The organism is Blastococcus sp. SYSU DS0619, from assembly GCF_054051035.1.
Genome location: NZ_JBJHAM010000002.1, coordinates 276,776 through 292,756, shown reverse-complemented (window position 1 = coordinate 292,756; position 15,981 = coordinate 276,776). Strand labels below are relative to the sequence as shown.

The following is a 15,981-nucleotide window of genomic DNA, read 5'->3' as shown; positions in this document are numbered from 1 at the left end:
CTGGAACGAGAGGTGCACCGATGCCTGCTGCTCGCAGGACCGCCCGTCCGGCGCTGGCCCCGGCCCATGCGCCCACCCGCCCGTCCGACGCGCCCGCCCGCCTCCGCGTGGGCGTCATCGGCGCAGGCCGCGTCGGCGCCGTCCTCGGCGCGGCGCTCGCCGCCGCCGGCCACGACGTCGTCGCCGCCTCCGGCCTCTCCGCCGCCTCCGCCGAGCGCGCCGCCCGGCTGCTCCCCGGCGTGCCGCTGCTGCCCGCCGACGCGGTGGTGACCGCCGCCGACCTGGTCGTCCTCGCCGTGCCGGACGACACCCTTCCCGGCCTCGTCGCCGGCCTCGCCGAGACCGGTGCGTGGCGGGCCGGTCAGCTGGCCTTCCACACCTCCGGCGCCCACGGGCTGGCCGTGCTCGCGCCCGCGGAGCAGGCCGGCGTGCTCCCGCTCGCGCTGCACCCGGCGATGACCTTCACCGGCGCGCCCGAGGACGCCGACCGGCTCGCCCTCGCGCCCTTCGGCGTCACCAGCCGGCCGGAGCACCGCCCGGTGGCCGAGACGCTGACCCTGGAGATGGGCGGCGAGCCGTTCTTCGTCGCCGACGGCGACCGCGCGCTCTACCACGCGGCCCTGGTCACCGGCGCCAACCACCTGGTCACCCTGGTGGCCGAGGCCGCCGAGCTGCTGCGCACCGCCGGCGTCACCGAGCCGGCCCGGGTGCTGGCCCCGCTGCTCGGCGCCGCCCTCGACAACGGCCTGCGCCGGGGCGACCGCGGGCTGACCGGCCCGGTCAGCCGGGGCGACGCCGGCACCGTCGCCCGCCACCTGGACACCCTCGCCGAGCGCGCCCCGGACTCGGTCGCCGCCTACGTGGCGATGGCCCGGCGCACCGCCGAGCGCACGCTGGCCGCCGGCCGGCTGAAGCCCCACGAGGCCGCACCGGTGCTCGACGCCCTGGCTGCCGCCCGCTCCGACGACCCGGCGGGCTCCTGGTGAGCCGGGCCGGAACGCTGCCCGCGGTCGCCGAGTCCGTCGCCGAGCTGCGCCGCCTCGTGGCCGGGCTGCCCGGCCCGGTCGCCCTCGTGCCGACCATGGGCGCGCTGCACGAGGGGCACCGCACGCTCGTCCGGGACGCCCGGGCGCGCGCCGGCAGCGTCGTCGTCTCCGTCTTCGTGAACCCCACCCAGTTCGGCCCGGGCGAGGACTTCGACCGCTACCCCCGCACCTGGGACGCCGACCTCGCCGCGCTGGCCGAGGAGGGTGCCGACGTCGTCTTCCACCCCCCGGTCGAGGAGGTCTACCCGCCCGCCGCGCTGGGCGTGACCGTCGATCCGGGTCCGCTCGGCGGCGTTCTGGAGGGTGCGGTGCGTCCCGGCCACTTCGCGGGCGTCCTCACCGTCGTCGCCAAGCTCCTCGGAATGGTCCGGCCCGACCTCGCGCTGTTCGGCGAGAAGGACTACCAGCAGCTGACGCTGATCCGGGCGATGGCGCGGGAGCTGGCCCTGGGGGTGGAGGTCGTCGGCGTGCCGACCGTCCGCGAGGACGACGGCATGGCGCTGTCCAGCCGCAACCGCTACCTCGACCCGGAGCAGCGCCGCACGGCGGCGGCGGTCAGCCGGGCGCTGCGGGCCGGCGCCGCCGCCGGTCCGCAGGGGCGCGACGCCGTCCTCGCCGCCGCCCGGGCGGTGCTCGCCGAGGCGCCGCAGCTGGTTCAGGACTACCTCGAACTCACCGATACCGACCTGGGGCCGCCGCCGGCCGCCGGCCCCGCCCGCCTGCTGGTCGCCGTCCGCGCCGGCAGCACCCGACTCCTCGACAACACCGCCGTCCAGCTGGGAGAGCCCCGATGATGCGCACGATGCTCAAGTCCAAGATCCACCGCGCCACGGTCACCCAGGCCGACCTGCACTACGTGGGCTCGGTGACCGTCGACGAGGACCTGCTCGACGCCGCGGACCTGCTGCCCGGTGAGCAGGTCGCGATCGTCGACATCACCAACGGCGCGCGGCTGGAGACCTACGTGATCCCCGGTGAGCGGGGGACCGGTGTCATCGGCATCAACGGTGCCGCCGCCCACCTCGTCCACCCGGGCGACATGGTCATCCTGATCAGCTACGGCGTCATGGACGAGACCGAGGCCAAGAGCTACATCCCCAAGGTCGTCCACGTCGACGGCGCCAACCGCGTCGTCGAGCTCGGCAGCGACCCGTCGGCCCCGGTGCCCGGCGCGACCGACCAGCGGCGCAGCGACCTGGGCGTGCCGGTCCGGTGACCGGTCGGGTACTGCCGTGCTGCTGACCGTCGACGTCGGCAACAGCCAGACCGTCCTCGCCACCTTCGACGGCGACCGGCGGGTGGGGTCCTGGCGGGTGACCACCGCGCCGCGGGCCACCGCCGACGAGCTGCGCATGCTGTGGCGCGGGCTCCTGCGCGACACCGAGGTGACGGGAGTCGCCGCCTGCTCCACGGTTCCCGCGCTGCTGCCGGCGCTGCGGCAGCTGCTGGACTCCCTCGAGGTGCCGGTGGTGCTGATCGGCCCCGGTGTGCGCACCGGCGTCCCGCTGCACGTGGACAACCCGCGGGAGGTGGGGGCCGACCGCGTCGTCACGGCCCTGGCGGCCGCGGAGATGTTCGGCCGGGCCCCCGACGGCGGCCGTCGTCCGGTCGTCGTCGTCGACTTCGGGACCTCCACCAACGTCGACGCCGTCGGCCCCGACGGCCAGTTCCTCGGTGGCGCCCTCGCCCCGGGCGTCGAGGTGAGCCGGGACGCGCTGGCCAGCCGGGCCGCACAGCTGCGCTCGGTCGAGCTGAGCTGCCCGCCGCAGGCGATCGGCAAGAACACCGTGGCCGCCCTGCAGTCCGGGCTGGTGCTCGGCTTCGCCGGCCTGGTCGACGGGCTGGTCGCCCGGATCGCGGCGGAGATCGTCAGCCAGTTCGGCACCGCGCCCGTCGTCGTCGCCACCGGTGGGCTGGCCCCGCTGCTCGTCGACAGCTGCCGGTCGATCCAGGCGCGCGAACCCGACCTGACCGTGCACGGGCTGCGGCTGGCCTTCCAGCGGCAGCAGGCCGCCGAGCGGCGGGCGGGTGCCCCGTAGGCTGGGCTCCCGTGACCGACGAAGGACCGAACGGGACGGGCGGCGACGACGGCGGCGAGGAGCTGCCGGAGCAGATGCGGGTCCGCCGGGCCAAGCTCGACCGGCTGCGCGACTCGGGCGTCGACCCCTATCCGGTGAGCGTGCCCCGCACGACGACGCTCGCCGACATCCGCGCCGCCCACCCCGACCTCGAGCCGGACACGATGACCGGCGAGCGGGCCGGGGTCACCGGCCGGGTGATCTTCTACCGCAACACCGGCAAGCTGTGCTTCGCCACCCTGCGCGAGGGCGACGCCGAGCTGCAGGTGATGCTCTCCCGCGACCGCGTGGGGGAGGAGGCGCTGGCCGCCTGGAAGTCCGACGTCGACCTCGGTGACCACGTCTTCGTCGAGGGCGAGATCGGGACGTCCCGCCGCGGCGAGCTCTCGGTGTTCGCCGACTCCTGGCAGCTGACCGCCAAGTCGCTGCGGCCGCTGCCGGTGGCGCACAAGCCGATGAGCGAGGAGCTGCGGGTCCGCCGTCGCTACGTCGACCTCATCGTGCGCGACGAGGCCCGGCGCACGGTGCGCCAGCGCGCGACCGTGATGTCGACCCTGCGCGCCGGCCTCGGCTCGCGTGGCTACCTCGAGGTCGAGACGCCGATGCTGCAGACGGTGCACGGGGGAGCGGCGGCCCGGCCGTTCCGCACCCACATGAACGCCTTCGACCTCGACCTCTACCTGCGCATCGCGCCGGAGCTGTTCCTCAAGCGGTGCATCGTCGGCGGCCTGGACCGCGTCTTCGAGATCAACCGGAACTTCCGCAACGAGGGCGCCGACAGCTCGCACTCGCCGGAGTTCGCGATGCTCGAGGCCTACCAGGCCTACGCCGACTACCAGGTGATGGCGACGGTCACCCGGGAGCTGATCCAGGAGTGCTCTGCGGCGCTCTTCGGCGACCACGTGGCCCGACACCACGACGGGACCGAAGTGGACCTGTCCGGGGAGTGGCCGCAGATCCCGCTGTACACGGCGGTGTCGGACGCCCTGGGGGAGGAGATCTCCCCGGAGACGCCGATCGAGCGGCTCCGGCAGCTGGCCGAGCAGCACGACGTCGGTGTCGACCCGGCGTGGATCCACGGCAAGCTCGTCGAGGAGCTCTTCGAGGCCCTGGTCCAGCACACGCTGGAGGCGCCGACCTTCGTCATCGACTACCCGGTGGACACCTCGCCGCTCACCCGGGCGCACCGCTCGGCGCCGGGCGTGGCCGAGAAGTGGGACCTCTACATCGGCGGGATCGAGCGGGCCACCGCCTACTCGGAGCTGGTCGACCCGGTGGTGCAGCGGGAGCGGTTCACCGCGCAGGCCGCGCTGGCCGCGGCCGGTGACCCGGAGGCGATGGCGCTCGACGAGGACTTCCTGGAGGCCCTCGAGTACGGAATGCCGCCGACCGGCGGTATGGGCATGGGGATGGACCGGCTCATGATGACGCTGACCGGTCTCGGAATTCGGGAGACGATCCTGTTCCCGTTGGTTCGCCCAATCAGTTCCTGATTGGTGCCGCATCTCCGGTGTCATCCGAAAGGGCGCGACCGCTCCCGCCATTACGGAAAAGCAGTTGCTTGTGCTCTAATGGTCCTCGCACCCGTCGGGTGTCAATTTCCGTCCGGCTTCCGGGCCGTAGCGAATAGCGAGGAACGAATGGCGCGCAAGGTCCAGGTCATACTGAGCGACGACCTCGACGAGAATCTCCCGGCCGACGAGACCGTGAGCTTCTCGCTCGACGGCACCTCGTACGAGATCGACCTGGCGGAGAAGAACGCCCAGGAGATGCGTGACGCGTTCGCCCGGTACGTCTCGGCGGCCCGCAAGGTCGGCCGTGGCGCGGGCCGGGCCTCCGGCGGTGGCCGGTCCCGGGCCACCGGTGGCGGCGGTCGCATGGACCGCGAGCAGGCCGGCGCCATCCGCGACTGGGCCCGCAAGAACGGCCACGCGGTCAGCGACCGCGGTCGCATCCCCGCCAGCGTCGTCGAGGCCTACGAGGCCGCGCACTGATCGAGGTGTGAGCACGCCGACGTGCTCGGCGGTCGGCCCGGTTCCCTGTCCAGGGAGCCGGGCCGTCGGCGTTACCGGGGGCGGCACGCCGTCGTCCGCTCACGGCGTAACGGGGGCGGAACACCACCCGCGTGGGGGCCGTTGCACCGGGCAGCCATCCACCGCACCGCCGTACGACGACGGAGCGACGTGGTCCGCGACTACAGTGGAAAGACCGGTGCCCCCGCGCGCCGACGGACGTCGGGTGCTCCTTCCCAGCACGGGAAGGGCAGTGCCGGACCAGCCGGTCAGAGGAGAAGCAGCAGATGTTCGAACGGTTCACCGACCGAGCCCGCCGAGTCGTCGTCCTGGCCCAGGAAGAGGCCCGGATGCTCAACCACAACTACATCGGCACCGAGCACATCCTCCTGGGTTTGATCCACGAGGGTGAGGGCGTCGCTGCCAAGGCCCTGGAGTCCCTGGGCATCTCGCTCGAGGGCGTCCGCCAGCAGGTCGAGGAGATCATCGGGCAGGGCCAGCAGGCGCCGTCCGGTCACATCCCCTTCACGCCGCGGGCGAAGAAGGTCCTCGAGCTCTCGCTCCGCGAGGCCCTCCAGCTCGGCCACAACTACATCGGCACCGAGCACATCCTGCTCGGCCTGATCCGCGAGGGCGAGGGCGTCGCCGCCCAGGTCCTCGTGAAGCTGGGCGCCGATCTCAACCGCGTCCGCCAGCAGGTCATCCAGCTGCTCTCCGGCTACCAGGGCAAGGAGCCGGCCGCGGCCGGCGGCCCCGCCGAGGGCACGCCGTCGACCTCCCTGGTCCTCGACCAGTTCGGCCGGAACCTGACCCAGGCCGCGCGCGACCAGAAGCTCGACCCGGTCATCGGGCGGGCCAAGGAGATCGAGCGGGTCATGCAGGTGCTGTCCCGCCGCACGAAGAACAACCCGGTCCTCATCGGCGAGCCCGGCGTCGGCAAGACCGCCGCCGTCGAGGGGCTGGCGCAGGCCATCGTCAAGGGCGAGGTGCCCGAGACGCTGAAGGACAAGCAGCTCTACACCCTCGACCTCGGCGCGCTCGTCGCCGGTTCCCGCTACCGCGGTGACTTCGAGGAGCGGCTGAAGAAGGTCCTGAAGGAGATCCGCACCCGCGGCGACATCATCCTGTTCATCGACGAGATCCACACCCTCGTCGGGGCCGGTGCCGCCGAGGGCGCGATCGACGCCGCCAGCATCCTCAAGCCGATGCTCGCCCGCGGTGAGCTGCAGACCATCGGTGCCACCACGCTGGACGAGTACCGCAAGCACCTGGAGAAGGACGCCGCCCTCGAGCGCCGCTTCCAGCCCATCCAGGTCAGCGAGCCGACCCTCGCCCACACCGTGGAGATCCTGAAGGGGCTGCGCGACCGGTACGAGGCGCACCACCGGATCAGCATCACCGACAGCGCCCTCGTGGCCGCGGCGACGCTGGCCGACCGGTACATCTCCGACCGCTTCCTGCCGGACAAGGCGATCGACCTGATCGACGAGGCCGGCGCCCGGATGCGGATCAAGCGGATGACCGCGCCGCCGGACCTGCGCGAGTTCGACGACAAGATCGCGGCCGTCCGCCGCGAGAAGGAGTCGGCGATCGACGCGCAGGACTTCGAGAAGGCCGCGTCGCTGCGCGACACCGAGAAGCAGCTGCTGGGCGAGAAGGCCGAGCGCGAGAAGCAGTGGAAGGCCGGCGACATGGACGTCGTCGCCGAGGTCGACGACGAGCAGATCGCCGAGGTGCTGGCCAACTGGACCGGTATCCCCGTCTTCAAGCTCACCGAGGAGGAGACCACGCGTCTGCTCCGCATGGAGGACGAGCTCCACAAGCGGATCATCGGCCAGGAAGAGGCCATCAAGAGCGTCAGCCAGGCGATCCGGCGCACGCGTGCGGGCCTCAAGGACCCGCGTCGTCCCGGCGGCTCGTTCATCTTCGCCGGCCCCTCGGGCGTCGGTAAGACCGAGCTGGCCAAGGCGCTCGCGCAGTTCCTCTTCGGTGAGGACGACGCGCTCATCCAGATCGACATGGGTGAGTTCCACGACAAGTTCACCGTGTCCCGCCTCGTCGGTGCCCCTCCCGGTTACGTCGGTTACGACGAGGGTGGTCAGCTGACCGAGAAGGTGCGGCGCAAGCCGTTCTCGGTGGTCCTCTTCGACGAGATCGAGAAGGCGCACGCAGATGTGTTCAACACGCTGCTGCAGGTGCTGGAGGACGGCCGGCTCACCGATGGTCAGGGCCGGATCGTGGACTTCAAGAACACGATCCTGATCCTCACGACCAACCTCGGTACGCGGGACATCTCCAAGGCCGTGGGTCTCGGATTCCAGGCCGGGAACGACGACCAGTCGAACTACGACCGGATGAAGCTCAAGGTCAACGAGGAGCTGAAGCAGCACTTCCGGCCGGAGTTCCTCAACCGCATCGACGACATCGTCGTGTTCCACCAGCTGACCGAGAACGAGATCATCCACATCGTGGACCTCATGCTCGGCCGCCTGGAGACGCAGCTGAAGAACAAGGACATGGCCATCGAGGTGACCCCGGCGGCGAAGAAGCTGCTGGCGTCCCGCGGGTTCGACCCCGTGCTGGGTGCCCGGCCGCTGCGCCGGACCATCCAGCGCGAGATCGAGGACGCGCTGAGCGAGAAGATCCTCTACGGCGAGCTGTCCAGCGGGCAGATCATCGTGGTCGACGTCGACGACGCCGAGGGTCCCGCGCAGAAGTTCACCTTCCGCGGCGAGGCCAAGCCGCTCGACCTGCCCGACACCCCGCCGGTGGCCCTCTCGGGCGCCGAGGGTGACGAGGAAGGTCCCGCGGCCGCGGCCGAGTGATCCGGTAGGCAGCACGACAGGGGCCGTCCCCACCGCGAGGTGGGGGCGGCCCCTTCGTCGTGACATGGCGATCCTCCGGATCGCACCGCGGCCAGTTGCCGTACCCCCGGCTGCGTCGAGCCCTTTCGTCGACCTGCGTGGGGAGCCTCCGGCCCCGCCCCGCAAGCCGACCCTCGCAGGGCGCCTCACGTCGGAAGGGCGAATCTCCCGTCCTGTGTCTGCTCGACCAGGCCGTCGGTGAGCAGCGAGTCCAGGCAGCGGCTGCGCTGCGCCGGGTCGTCCCAGGCCGGCTCCAGGGCCGCGGCGTCCACGGGCTCCGCCGCGGCGCGCAGGACGTCGAGCAGGCGGCCGCGCACCTGGCGGTCGGTGCCGGCGAACTTCTGCACCCGGCGGCGCGGTCCGTCGTGCGCGGGCGACCCGGCCAGCCGCCAGGCGCAGCGGTCGCGCACGGGGCACACCCCGCACCGCGGGGTGCCGGCGACGCACACCAGCGCTCCGAGCTCCATCACCGCCACGGAGAACCGGACGGCGCGGGCGTCGTCCTCCGGGGTCAGGGCCGCGATGTCCGCGAGATCGCCGGCCCGGGCGTTCCCGGCCTCGGCGCGACCGTGCACCAGCCGGGCCACCACGCGCCGGACGTTGGTGTCGACCACCGGCTGGCGCTGGCCGTAGCCGAAGCAGGCCACGGCTCGGGCGGTGTAGGTCCCGATGCCTGGCAGCGCCTCCAGGGCCGCCACGTCGGCCGGGACGACGCCCCCGTGCCGCTCGACGACGGCGACGGCCGCCTCGCGCAGCCGCAGGGCCCGGCGTGGGTAGCCGAGCTTGCCCCAGGCCCGGATGACCTCGGCCGGCGGCGTGGCCGCCAGATCGGCGGGGGTGGGCCACCGCTGCATCCAGGAGCGCCAGACGGGCTCCACGCGCGCGACGGGGGTCTGCTGGAGCATCACCTCGCTGACCAGGACGGCCCAGGGATCGATGCCCTCGGTGCGCCACGGGAGGTCCCGCGCGGCCGTCGCGTACCAGTCCACGATCGACTCGCCTGCCGGGGCGGTGGTGGAGGCGGCGGAGGACGGACCGGTCACGGGTGTCCAGTGTGCCGTGCGGACGGCGCGGCGCGGCGAGCGGACCAGTCCGGACCGGGCGCACTACCGTTCCCGGCGTGTTGCACCCGGTCGGTCCGCTCCCCGCAGCCGTCTACTGGCGCCGCCGGTTGACCGTGCTGGCCGTCCTGCTGGTCCTTCTCGCCGGCCTGGCCTGGCTGGTGGTGCGCCTCGTGACGGACGGCGGCGAGACCCCCACGACGCCGACCGCGGTCACCGAGCCGGCGGAGCTGCCGGCGCTCGAGCAGGTCGTCCCCCCTGTGGCGCAGATACGGCCGCCCTCGACGGAGCCGGTGACCGCGCCTCCGCCCCCGCCGGCTCCCGAGACGCCGGCCGGGCCCACCCCCGGGGGCCCGTGCACCGACGACATGCTGGGCCTGGAGGTGCGGACCCCCGGGCAGGCGGCGGTGGGCGAGAAGCCGACGTTCGAGCTGGCGGTGACCAACACCTCGGCGGTGCCCTGCGTCCGGGCGCTGGACAAGCAGCTCCAGGAGCTGGTGATGGCCGACTCCGCCGGTGCCCGGGTGTGGGGCAGCAACGACTGCTTCCCGGAGAGCAGCAGCGACCAGCGCACGCTCGCGCCGGGGGAGACGGTGGTCTTCCCCGTGGTCTGGGGCGGGCTGACGAGCGAGCCGGGCTGCGCCGCCCCGCGGGTGACGCCGTCGCCGGGCAGCTATGTGCTCCGCGGCCGGCTCGACACCCTGGTCTCCGGCGACGCCCCGCTCGTCCTCGGCTGACCACGCCCCGTTCTCCGGAGCGGCGCGGTCAGCTGTAGCGGTCGAGGATCGAGGTCTCGGCCAGCCGCGACAGGCCCTCGCGGATGCCGCGGGCCCGGGCCTCCCCGACGCCCTCCACGGCCAGCAGGTCCTCGATGGTGGCAGCCAGCAGCTTCTGCAGGCCGCCGAAGTGGTCCACGAGCCGGTCGATGATGCCGGCGGGCAGCCGGGGCACCCGGGCCAGCAGCCGGTAGCCGCGCGGGCTCACGGGAGAGTCCAGCGCGTCCGGCGAGGTGGGCAGCCCGTAGCACCGGGCGACGGCGGAGAGGTCGAGCAGCTCGGTCGCGGTCAGGGCTCGCAGGTCGGTGAGCACCTGGTCGATGGTGCGGGGACGGCGGCCGGTGGGCGGCAGGTAGTCGCGCACCAGCAGGCCCCGGTCCTCCTCGACGCCGGCGAGCATCTCGTCCAGCTGGAGGGCGAGCAGCCGCCCGTCGGTACCGAGCTCGACGACGAAGCCCTCGATCTCGTCGGCGATGCGCCGCACCATCTCCAGCCGCTGGCTGACGCTCATCGCGTCGCGCACGGTGACCAGGTCCTCGATCTCGAGCGCGGAGAGGGTGCTGGCGACCTCGTCGAGGCGCAGCTTGTAGCGCTCCAGGGCCGCGAGGGCCTGGTTGGCGCGGGCCAGGATCGTCGTCGGGTGCTCGAGGGTGTACCGCCGGCCGGCGACGTAGACGCTGATGATGTGCATGGACTGGCTCACCGAGAGGACCGGGAAGCCGGTCTGCACGGCGACCCGCTCCGCGGTGCGGTGGCGGGTGCCCGACTCCTCCGTGGGGACGGTCGGGTCGGGCATCAGGTGCACGCCGGCGCGCACGATGCGGGTGCCGTCGTAGGAGACGATCACCGCGCCGTCCATCTTGGCCAGCTCGCGGAGCCGGGTGGCGGAGAGGGCCACGTCGAGCGCGAACCCGCCGGTGCACAGGGACTCGACCACGCGGTCGTAGCCCAGCACGATCAGGGCGCCGGTGCGACCGGCGAGGATGCGCTCGAGGCCGTCGCGCAGCGCCGTGCCAGGGGCGATGCGGCCGAGGAGTTCGCGCAGGGCGATCTCGGGGTCCACAGCGGCGGGCACGAGCGCTCCTGACGGTCGAGTGGTACGGCAGCTGAGTCTACGTGCCCGGGCGAGGGCCCGGACATGCTCGGGGTGGCCGCCCGCGTGGACGACCTCCCGATACGGAACCCTACGGGCTCAGAACAGTCGGTGGAAGGCTGCCCCCAGGTCGGGGACCTCGATCAGCCGCATGCCGGCGGGCGCGGAGCCGGCGTCCGGGGGGACAAGCGCCACCCGGTACCCCTGGCGGGCGGCCTCGGCCAGCCGGCGCCCGGTGCCGCCCACCCGGCGGATCTCCCCGGACAGCCCCACCTCGCCGAGGGCCACCATGCCGGCGGGGAGCGGGGTGTCCTTGGCGGCCGAGGCGATCGCCAGCGCCAGGGCCAGGTCGGCGGCCGGCTCGGCGATGCGCACGCCGCCGACCGAGGCCGCGAACACGTCGGCGTCGGCGAGCTTCACGCGCCCTCGCCGTTCCACCACGGCGTTGACCATGGCCACCCGCTGGGAGTCCAGCCCGCTGACCGCGCGGCGCGGCGATCCGCCTCCGCCGGTGCTCGCCACCAGGGCCTGTACCTCGGCCAGCAGGGGGCGGCTGCCCTCCAGCGTGACGGTGACGCAGCTGCCGGGCACCGGGTCGGCCCGCCGGGACACGAAGAGGGCCGACGGGTCCGGGACGCCGACGACGCCGGCGTCACCGATCTCGAAGCAGCCGATCTCGTCGGCGGGGCCGAACCGGTTCTTGGTCGCCCGCACCATGCGCAGCGTGGAGTGCCGCTCGCCGTCGAAGGAGATGACGACGTCGACCAGGTGCTCGAGGGTGCGCGGGCCGGCGATGGCGCCGTCCTTGGTCACGTGGCCGACCAGGATCGTGGTCATCCCTCGGGTCTTCGCCACCCCGGTCAGCGCGGAGGCCACCGCGCGCACCTGGGTGGACCCGCCGTCGGTGCCGTCGACGGCGGGGGAGCGGACGGTCTGGACGCTGTCGAGGACCAGGAGCGAGGGGTTGACCGCCTCGACGTGGGCGAGGACCGCGGACAGCTCGGTCTCCGCGGCCAGGTAGAGCTGGTCGTGCAGGGCGCCGATCCGCTCGGCGCGCAACCGCACCTGGCCGGCGGACTCCTCGCCGGACACGACCAGGGCCGGGCCGTTGCTGGCCGCGACGCGCTGGGCGACCTCCAGCAGCAGGGTGGACTTGCCGACCCCGGGTTCGCCGGCGACGAGCAGCACTGCGCCCGGGACCAGTCCGCCGCCCAGCACGCGGTCGAACTCCGCGATGCCGGTGGGGACCGCGCGGGCCCCGGCCAACTCGACCTGGGCGATCGGTCGGGCGGGGGCGCTCACCTGGCCGGCGGAGACGGCGCGGAGGCCGGTCGCCGGGGCGCCGGCCTCCTGCAGCGTGCCCCAGGCCTGGCACTCGGGGCAGCGGCCGACCCACTTGGCGGAGGCGTAGCCGCACTCGGTGCAGCGGTGGGCGGGGCGAGCGGACTTCACTCCTGGGGCGGGCACGCCGTGGACGCTAACCGCCGCTGCCGACACTTCCCCGGGAGACGCGCGACGGCGGCCCCCCGGAGGGAGCCGCCGTCGGGTGGAACGGGAGCGGCGGTCAGTTCTCGGGGTTGCCGCCGCCGGCGACCTCGGTGTCCTCGCGGTTGGCCTCACCGCCGGACTCGCCTTCCTCCTCGTGGTGGAAGTCGAACGACTCGTCGCGCTCGAGGGTCTCGTCCGGGGTCGCCACGGGGGTGCTGATGGTGACCTCGCCGGCGTTCTCGAAGGTGAGCACCAGCTCGAGGCGCTGGCCGGTGGTCAGCGCCTCGTCCAGGTCGGTCAGGGTGATCTCGGGGCCGTCGTCGGCGCCGACGAACGTCGCCGAACGGGCCGGGATCTCCAGCTCGTCGGAGCCGGAGGTGCCGGTGCCGGTGCTTTCCCCGGCGGGCGTGATGACGGCTTCGCCGAAGCCCTCGCCGGTGATGCCGGTCAGCGTGTCGCCCTCGTTGGCGCCGTTCACGATGGCCAGTTCGAGGGTGGCGTCGTCGCCGGCCTCGTAGGCACCGCCGTCGGGGTAGGCGAGGTTCGCGGCGCGCAGCGTGATGTCGCCGACCTCGGCCATCGCGCCCACCTTGTCGCGCTCCTGGGTGGCCGTCTGCGTCACCTGCCCCGCGCTGCACGCGGAGAGCGCGAGCGGGGAAAGGAGCAGAACGCCCATCGTGGCGGCGCGCAGAGCGCGGTTCACAGCCGTCGACCTCCAGCAGGACCGTGCCGGCCACCGCGGGATCGGTGGCACGGAGACCCCTGGAGCGTATCGGTCGCCCTCCCGCCCCGCCCGCAGGGAGCAGTCGGCGCCGCGCGTCCCGGCTCGCGGGTGCCGTCGGGCCAGGGGCTCAGACCAGGCTCGCCCCACCGCTGACCAGCAGGACGACGTCGAGGACGGTCAGCAGCATGACGGCGGGGAAGGCCAGCCGGCGGAAGCGCTGGGCGCCGCCCGACAGCGCGGCCACGACGGCGGCCGGCGCGGTCAGCGCGAGCGCGACCCAGCCGGCGGCCGTGGGTGGGCCCGGGGGGCCGAGCACGAGCACCAGGGACGCACCGGCGAGCAGCAGCGCCCCGGAGACGGCCGACACCCGCGCGCCCAGCCGGTGGGGGAGCCCCCGGACGCCGGTGGCCAGGTCGTCCTCCAGGTCGGGGGCGACGTTCGCCAGGTGGGCCGCGGCGCCGAGGGCGGCGCCCGCGGTGACGAGCCACCACGGGGCCGTTGCGCCCCCGGGCGCGGCGGCGACCACGCCCGCGGGCAGGGCGCCGAACCCGACCACGTAGCCGGCGCCGGACCACACCGTGCGCTTGAGGCCGGCGTTGTAGGCCCATCCGCTGGCGACCAGGAGGAGGAGGAGAAGGCCGGGGACGACGCCGAGGAGGAGGGACAGGACGACGGCGATCCCGGCCGCGAGGAGGGCCGCGCGGCGCAGCAGCCGGGGCGTCACGGCGCCCTGGACGACCGGCTTGTCCGCCCGCGCGACGGCCCGGTCGCGGTCGGCGTCGAGCCAGTCGTTGCTCCAGCCGATGGAGGCCTGACCTGCGAGGACGGCGGCGCAGAGCAGCGCGGCCCGGCCGGCCGGGACGTCCGCGGCGACCGCCAGGAGGGTGGCCACGGTGGTGACCGCGACCGCCGGTCCGGGATGGGTGGCGAGGGCCAGGGCGCGGGCGGTGGCCCCCGGTCGCGAGCCCCCCACAGGCACATCGAGCACGCTCTGTCAACCCCTCCGAGGCCTCGGGCCAGGCCCCTGACCTGCATATTTACTGCCCGCGCCGGATCCGTTGGTCAGTGTGCCGTGCTAACCTTGGGGCAGCGAAAGGGGTCACATCCACATGGGCTTCACTGTCGGCGAGACCGTTGTCTACCCGCACCATGGCGCGGCGCTCATCGAGGCGATCGAGCAGCGCACCATCAAGGGCGTCGAGAAGTCGTACCTCGTGCTGAAGGTCGCCCAGGGCGACCTGACCGTGCGTGTGCCGGCCGACAACGCGGAGATCGTGGGCGTCCGTGACGTCGTCGGTCAGGAGGGCCTCAACCGGGTCTTCGAGGTCCTGCGGGCGCCCCACACCGAGGAGCCGACCAACTGGTCGCGTCGGTACAAGGCCAACCTGGAGAAGCTCGCCTCGGGCGATGTCAACAAGGTCGCCGAGGTCGTCCGCGACCTGTGGCGTCGCGACAAGGACCGCGGGCTCTCCGCGGGCGAGAAGCGGATGCTCTCCAAGGCTCGCCAGATCCTGGTGAGCGAGCTCGCGCTCGCCGAGGGCACCAACGAGGACAAGGCCGAGATCCTGCTCGACGAGGTCCTCGCCAGCTGAGCGCTCCGCGCCCACCCAGAACGAACCGAACCGCTCCCGTGCACGCTGTCGCCATCGTCGCAGCGGCCGGGAGCGGTTCGCGTCTGGGCGCCGACCGGCCGAAGGCGCTGGTCCCGCTCGCCGGGCGCCCGCTGGTCGCCTGGGCGGTCGAGGGCCTGCTGGCCGGTGGCGTCGCCGAGGTCGTGGTCACCGTGCCGCCCGCCGAGCGCGCCGCCTTCACGGACGCGCTCCCCGGGACGGTCCGGCTGGTCGACGGCGGCGACACCCGCACCGCGTCGGTCCGTGCCGGGCTGGCCGCCCTGACCGGTCCCGGCCGGGCCGTACCCGACGTCGTGCTGGTCCACGACGCCGCGCGCCCGCTGACACCGCCCGAGGCGGTGGCCCGGGTGCTCGACGCCCTGGCCGCCGGTGCACCCGCGGTCGTGCCGGTCCTCCCCGTCGTCGACACCACGGTGGTGGTCGACGACGACGGACTGGTCACCGCGGCGGTGCCCCGCGCCCCGCTTCGCCGGGTGCAGACACCGCAGGGCTTCGACCGGGCCACCCTGGTCGCCGCCTACGCCGCTCTGGACGTCGCGGCCGAGCTGACGGACGACGCCGCGGTCGTCCGGTCCGCCGGCATCCCGGTGCGCACCGTCCCGGGGGACGAGCGGGCCGCCAAGATCACCGTCGTGCACGACCTGGCTCTGGCTGAACTCCAGGTGCGGCGATGACCGTCCCGGAGCTGCCGCGCGTCGGCATCGGCACCGACGTCCACCCGATCGAGCCGGGCCGGCCCTGCTGGCTGGCCGGCCTGGAGTGGCCCGGCGCCGACGGCTGCGCCGGGCACTCGGACGGCGACGTCGTGGCGCACGCCCTCACCGACGCCGTCCTCTCCGCCGCAGGCCTCGGGGACATCGGCGGGCTGCTGGGCACCGACGACCCCCGCTGGGCCGGCGCCCGCGGCGCCGACGTCCTCGCGCACGTCCGCGAGGTGCTCGCCGCGGCGGGCTGGCGGGTGGGCAACGCCTCGGTGCAGCTGGTGTCCACGACGCCGAAGCTGGGGCCGCGGCGCGCGGAGGCCGAGGGCGTGCTCACCGAAGCCCTCGGCGCCCCGGTGAGCGTGACCGCCACCACCACCGACGGGCTCGGCCTCACCGGCCGCGGGGAGGGGCGCGCCGCCGTGGCCACGGCCCTCGTGGTCCGGACGGGGGAGGCGACGGTGCGGGCGGCGCAGCCCTGACCGGCGCCTCCGTAGACTCGGCGCA

At 74.0% G+C, this 15,981-nt stretch carries 16 protein-coding genes; 11 read left to right on the top strand and 5 right to left on the bottom strand.

Annotated elements, in window-relative coordinates:
* The first annotated feature begins 20 nt into the window (after positions 1-20).
* The 7 genes from ACI79T_RS03955 to ACI79T_RS03925 all read left to right on the top strand — a co-directional run bounded on the left by ACI79T_RS03955 (position 21) and on the right by ACI79T_RS03925 (position 7,961).
* Positions 21-986 (top strand): Rossmann-like and DUF2520 domain-containing protein, encoded by a 966-nt coding sequence (locus ACI79T_RS03955; protein ID WP_456608749.1) that lies wholly within the window; start codon positions 21-23, stop codon positions 984-986.
* Positions 983-1,840 (top strand): pantoate--beta-alanine ligase, encoded by an 858-nt coding sequence (panC, locus tag ACI79T_RS03950; RefSeq protein WP_456608748.1) that lies wholly within the window; start codon positions 983-985, stop codon positions 1,838-1,840. The genes ACI79T_RS03955 and panC overlap by 4 nt, the downstream gene beginning before the upstream one ends.
* Positions 1,837-2,262, top strand: coding sequence for an aspartate 1-decarboxylase (gene panD, locus ACI79T_RS03945; RefSeq protein ID WP_456608747.1), 426 nt, complete (start codon positions 1,837-1,839; stop codon positions 2,260-2,262). The genes panC and panD overlap by 4 nt, the downstream gene beginning before the upstream one ends.
* A 16-nt stretch (positions 2,263-2,278) precedes the next feature.
* Positions 2,279-3,085 carry a type III pantothenate kinase gene (locus ACI79T_RS03940; protein ID WP_456608746.1) on the top strand — a complete coding sequence of 269 codons (807 nt, stop codon included), beginning with the start codon at positions 2,279-2,281 and terminating at the stop codon, positions 3,083-3,085.
* Positions 3,086-3,096: 11 nt separating this feature from the next.
* On the top strand, positions 3,097-4,617 hold the full coding sequence (gene lysX, locus ACI79T_RS03935) for a bifunctional lysylphosphatidylglycerol synthetase/lysine--tRNA ligase LysX (RefSeq protein ID WP_456608745.1): 1,521 nt from the start codon (positions 3,097-3,099) through the stop codon (positions 4,615-4,617).
* Between the two features lie 147 nt (positions 4,618-4,764).
* Positions 4,765-5,118 carry a histone-like nucleoid-structuring protein Lsr2 gene (locus ACI79T_RS03930; RefSeq protein ID WP_456608744.1) on the top strand — a complete coding sequence of 118 codons (354 nt, stop codon included), beginning with the start codon at positions 4,765-4,767 and terminating at the stop codon, positions 5,116-5,118.
* Positions 5,119-5,423: 305 nt separating this feature from the next.
* The gene (locus ACI79T_RS03925; protein ID WP_456608743.1) at positions 5,424-7,961 is read left to right on the top strand and encodes an ATP-dependent Clp protease ATP-binding subunit; all 2,538 of its coding nucleotides are present in this window, start codon (positions 5,424-5,426) and stop codon (positions 7,959-7,961) included.
* 185 nt (positions 7,962-8,146) lie between these two features.
* Here the strand turns inward: ACI79T_RS03925 and ACI79T_RS03920 are convergent, their stop codons facing one another.
* Positions 8,147-9,043, bottom strand: coding sequence for an A/G-specific adenine glycosylase (locus tag ACI79T_RS03920; RefSeq protein ID WP_456608742.1), 897 nt, complete (start codon positions 9,041-9,043; stop codon positions 8,147-8,149).
* Positions 9,044-9,120: 77 nt separating this feature from the next.
* Here ACI79T_RS03920 and ACI79T_RS03915 point away from each other — a divergent pair, with 77 nt between their 5' ends.
* Entirely contained in the window at positions 9,121-9,798 is a 678-nt protein-coding gene (locus ACI79T_RS03915) for a MucR family transcriptional regulator (RefSeq protein WP_456608741.1), read from the top strand.
* A 28-nt stretch (positions 9,799-9,826) separates the two neighbouring features.
* Here the strand turns inward: ACI79T_RS03915 and disA are convergent, their stop codons facing one another.
* From disA to ACI79T_RS03895, 4 genes are all read right to left on the bottom strand, one after another.
* Positions 9,827-10,912 (bottom strand): DNA integrity scanning diadenylate cyclase DisA, encoded by a 1,086-nt coding sequence (disA, locus tag ACI79T_RS03910; protein WP_456608740.1) that lies wholly within the window; start codon positions 10,910-10,912, stop codon positions 9,827-9,829.
* A 117-nt stretch (positions 10,913-11,029) separates the two neighbouring features.
* A complete protein-coding gene (gene radA, locus ACI79T_RS03905) occupies positions 11,030-12,397 on the bottom strand; it encodes a DNA repair protein RadA (protein ID WP_456608739.1) in 1,368 nt (455 codons plus the stop codon).
* A 97-nt stretch (positions 12,398-12,494) separates the two neighbouring features.
* On the bottom strand, positions 12,495-13,121 hold the full coding sequence (locus ACI79T_RS03900; protein ID WP_456608738.1) for a copper chaperone PCu(A)C: 627 nt from the start codon (positions 13,119-13,121) through the stop codon (positions 12,495-12,497).
* A 148-nt stretch (positions 13,122-13,269) separates the two neighbouring features.
* The gene (locus ACI79T_RS03895; RefSeq protein WP_456608737.1) at positions 13,270-14,130 is read right to left on the bottom strand and encodes a UbiA family prenyltransferase; all 861 of its coding nucleotides are present in this window, start codon (positions 14,128-14,130) and stop codon (positions 13,270-13,272) included.
* Between the two features lie 121 nt (positions 14,131-14,251).
* Here ACI79T_RS03895 and ACI79T_RS03890 point away from each other — a divergent pair, with 121 nt between their 5' ends.
* The 3 genes from ACI79T_RS03890 to ispF are packed head-to-tail and all read left to right on the top strand — an operon-like array spanning position 14,252 to position 15,956.
* Positions 14,252-14,734 carry a CarD family transcriptional regulator gene (locus ACI79T_RS03890; RefSeq protein WP_456568578.1) on the top strand — a complete coding sequence of 161 codons (483 nt, stop codon included), beginning with the start codon at positions 14,252-14,254 and terminating at the stop codon, positions 14,732-14,734.
* A gap of 38 nt (positions 14,735-14,772) precedes the next feature.
* Complete coding sequence (gene ispD, locus ACI79T_RS03885) at positions 14,773-15,447, top strand: 2-C-methyl-D-erythritol 4-phosphate cytidylyltransferase (protein ID WP_456608736.1); 675 nt, start codon at positions 14,773-14,775, stop codon at positions 15,445-15,447.
* Complete coding sequence (gene ispF, locus ACI79T_RS03880) at positions 15,444-15,956, top strand: 2-C-methyl-D-erythritol 2,4-cyclodiphosphate synthase (protein ID WP_456608735.1); 513 nt, start codon at positions 15,444-15,446, stop codon at positions 15,954-15,956. Before ispD ends, ispF begins: the two co-directional genes overlap by 4 nt.
* Positions 15,957-15,981: the final 25 nt, after the last annotated feature.

Excerpts from the sequence above, each read along its gene's own strand:
- ACI79T_RS03955 (WP_456608749.1), top strand. The coding sequence starts at position 21 with ATGCCTGCTGCTCGCAGGACCGCCCGTCCGGCGCTGGCCCCGGCCCAT.
- panD (WP_456608747.1), top strand. The coding sequence starts at position 1,837 with ATGATGCGCACGATGCTCAAGTCCAAGATCCACCGCGCCACGGTCACC.
- ACI79T_RS03930 (WP_456608744.1), top strand. The coding sequence starts at position 4,765 with ATGGCGCGCAAGGTCCAGGTCATACTGAGCGACGACCTCGACGAGAAT.
- ACI79T_RS03925 (WP_456608743.1), top strand. The coding sequence starts at position 5,424 with ATGTTCGAACGGTTCACCGACCGAGCCCGCCGAGTCGTCGTCCTGGCC.
- ACI79T_RS03890 (WP_456568578.1), top strand. The coding sequence starts at position 14,252 with ATGGGCTTCACTGTCGGCGAGACCGTTGTCTACCCGCACCATGGCGCG.
- ispF (WP_456608735.1), top strand. The coding sequence starts at position 15,444 with ATGACCGTCCCGGAGCTGCCGCGCGTCGGCATCGGCACCGACGTCCAC.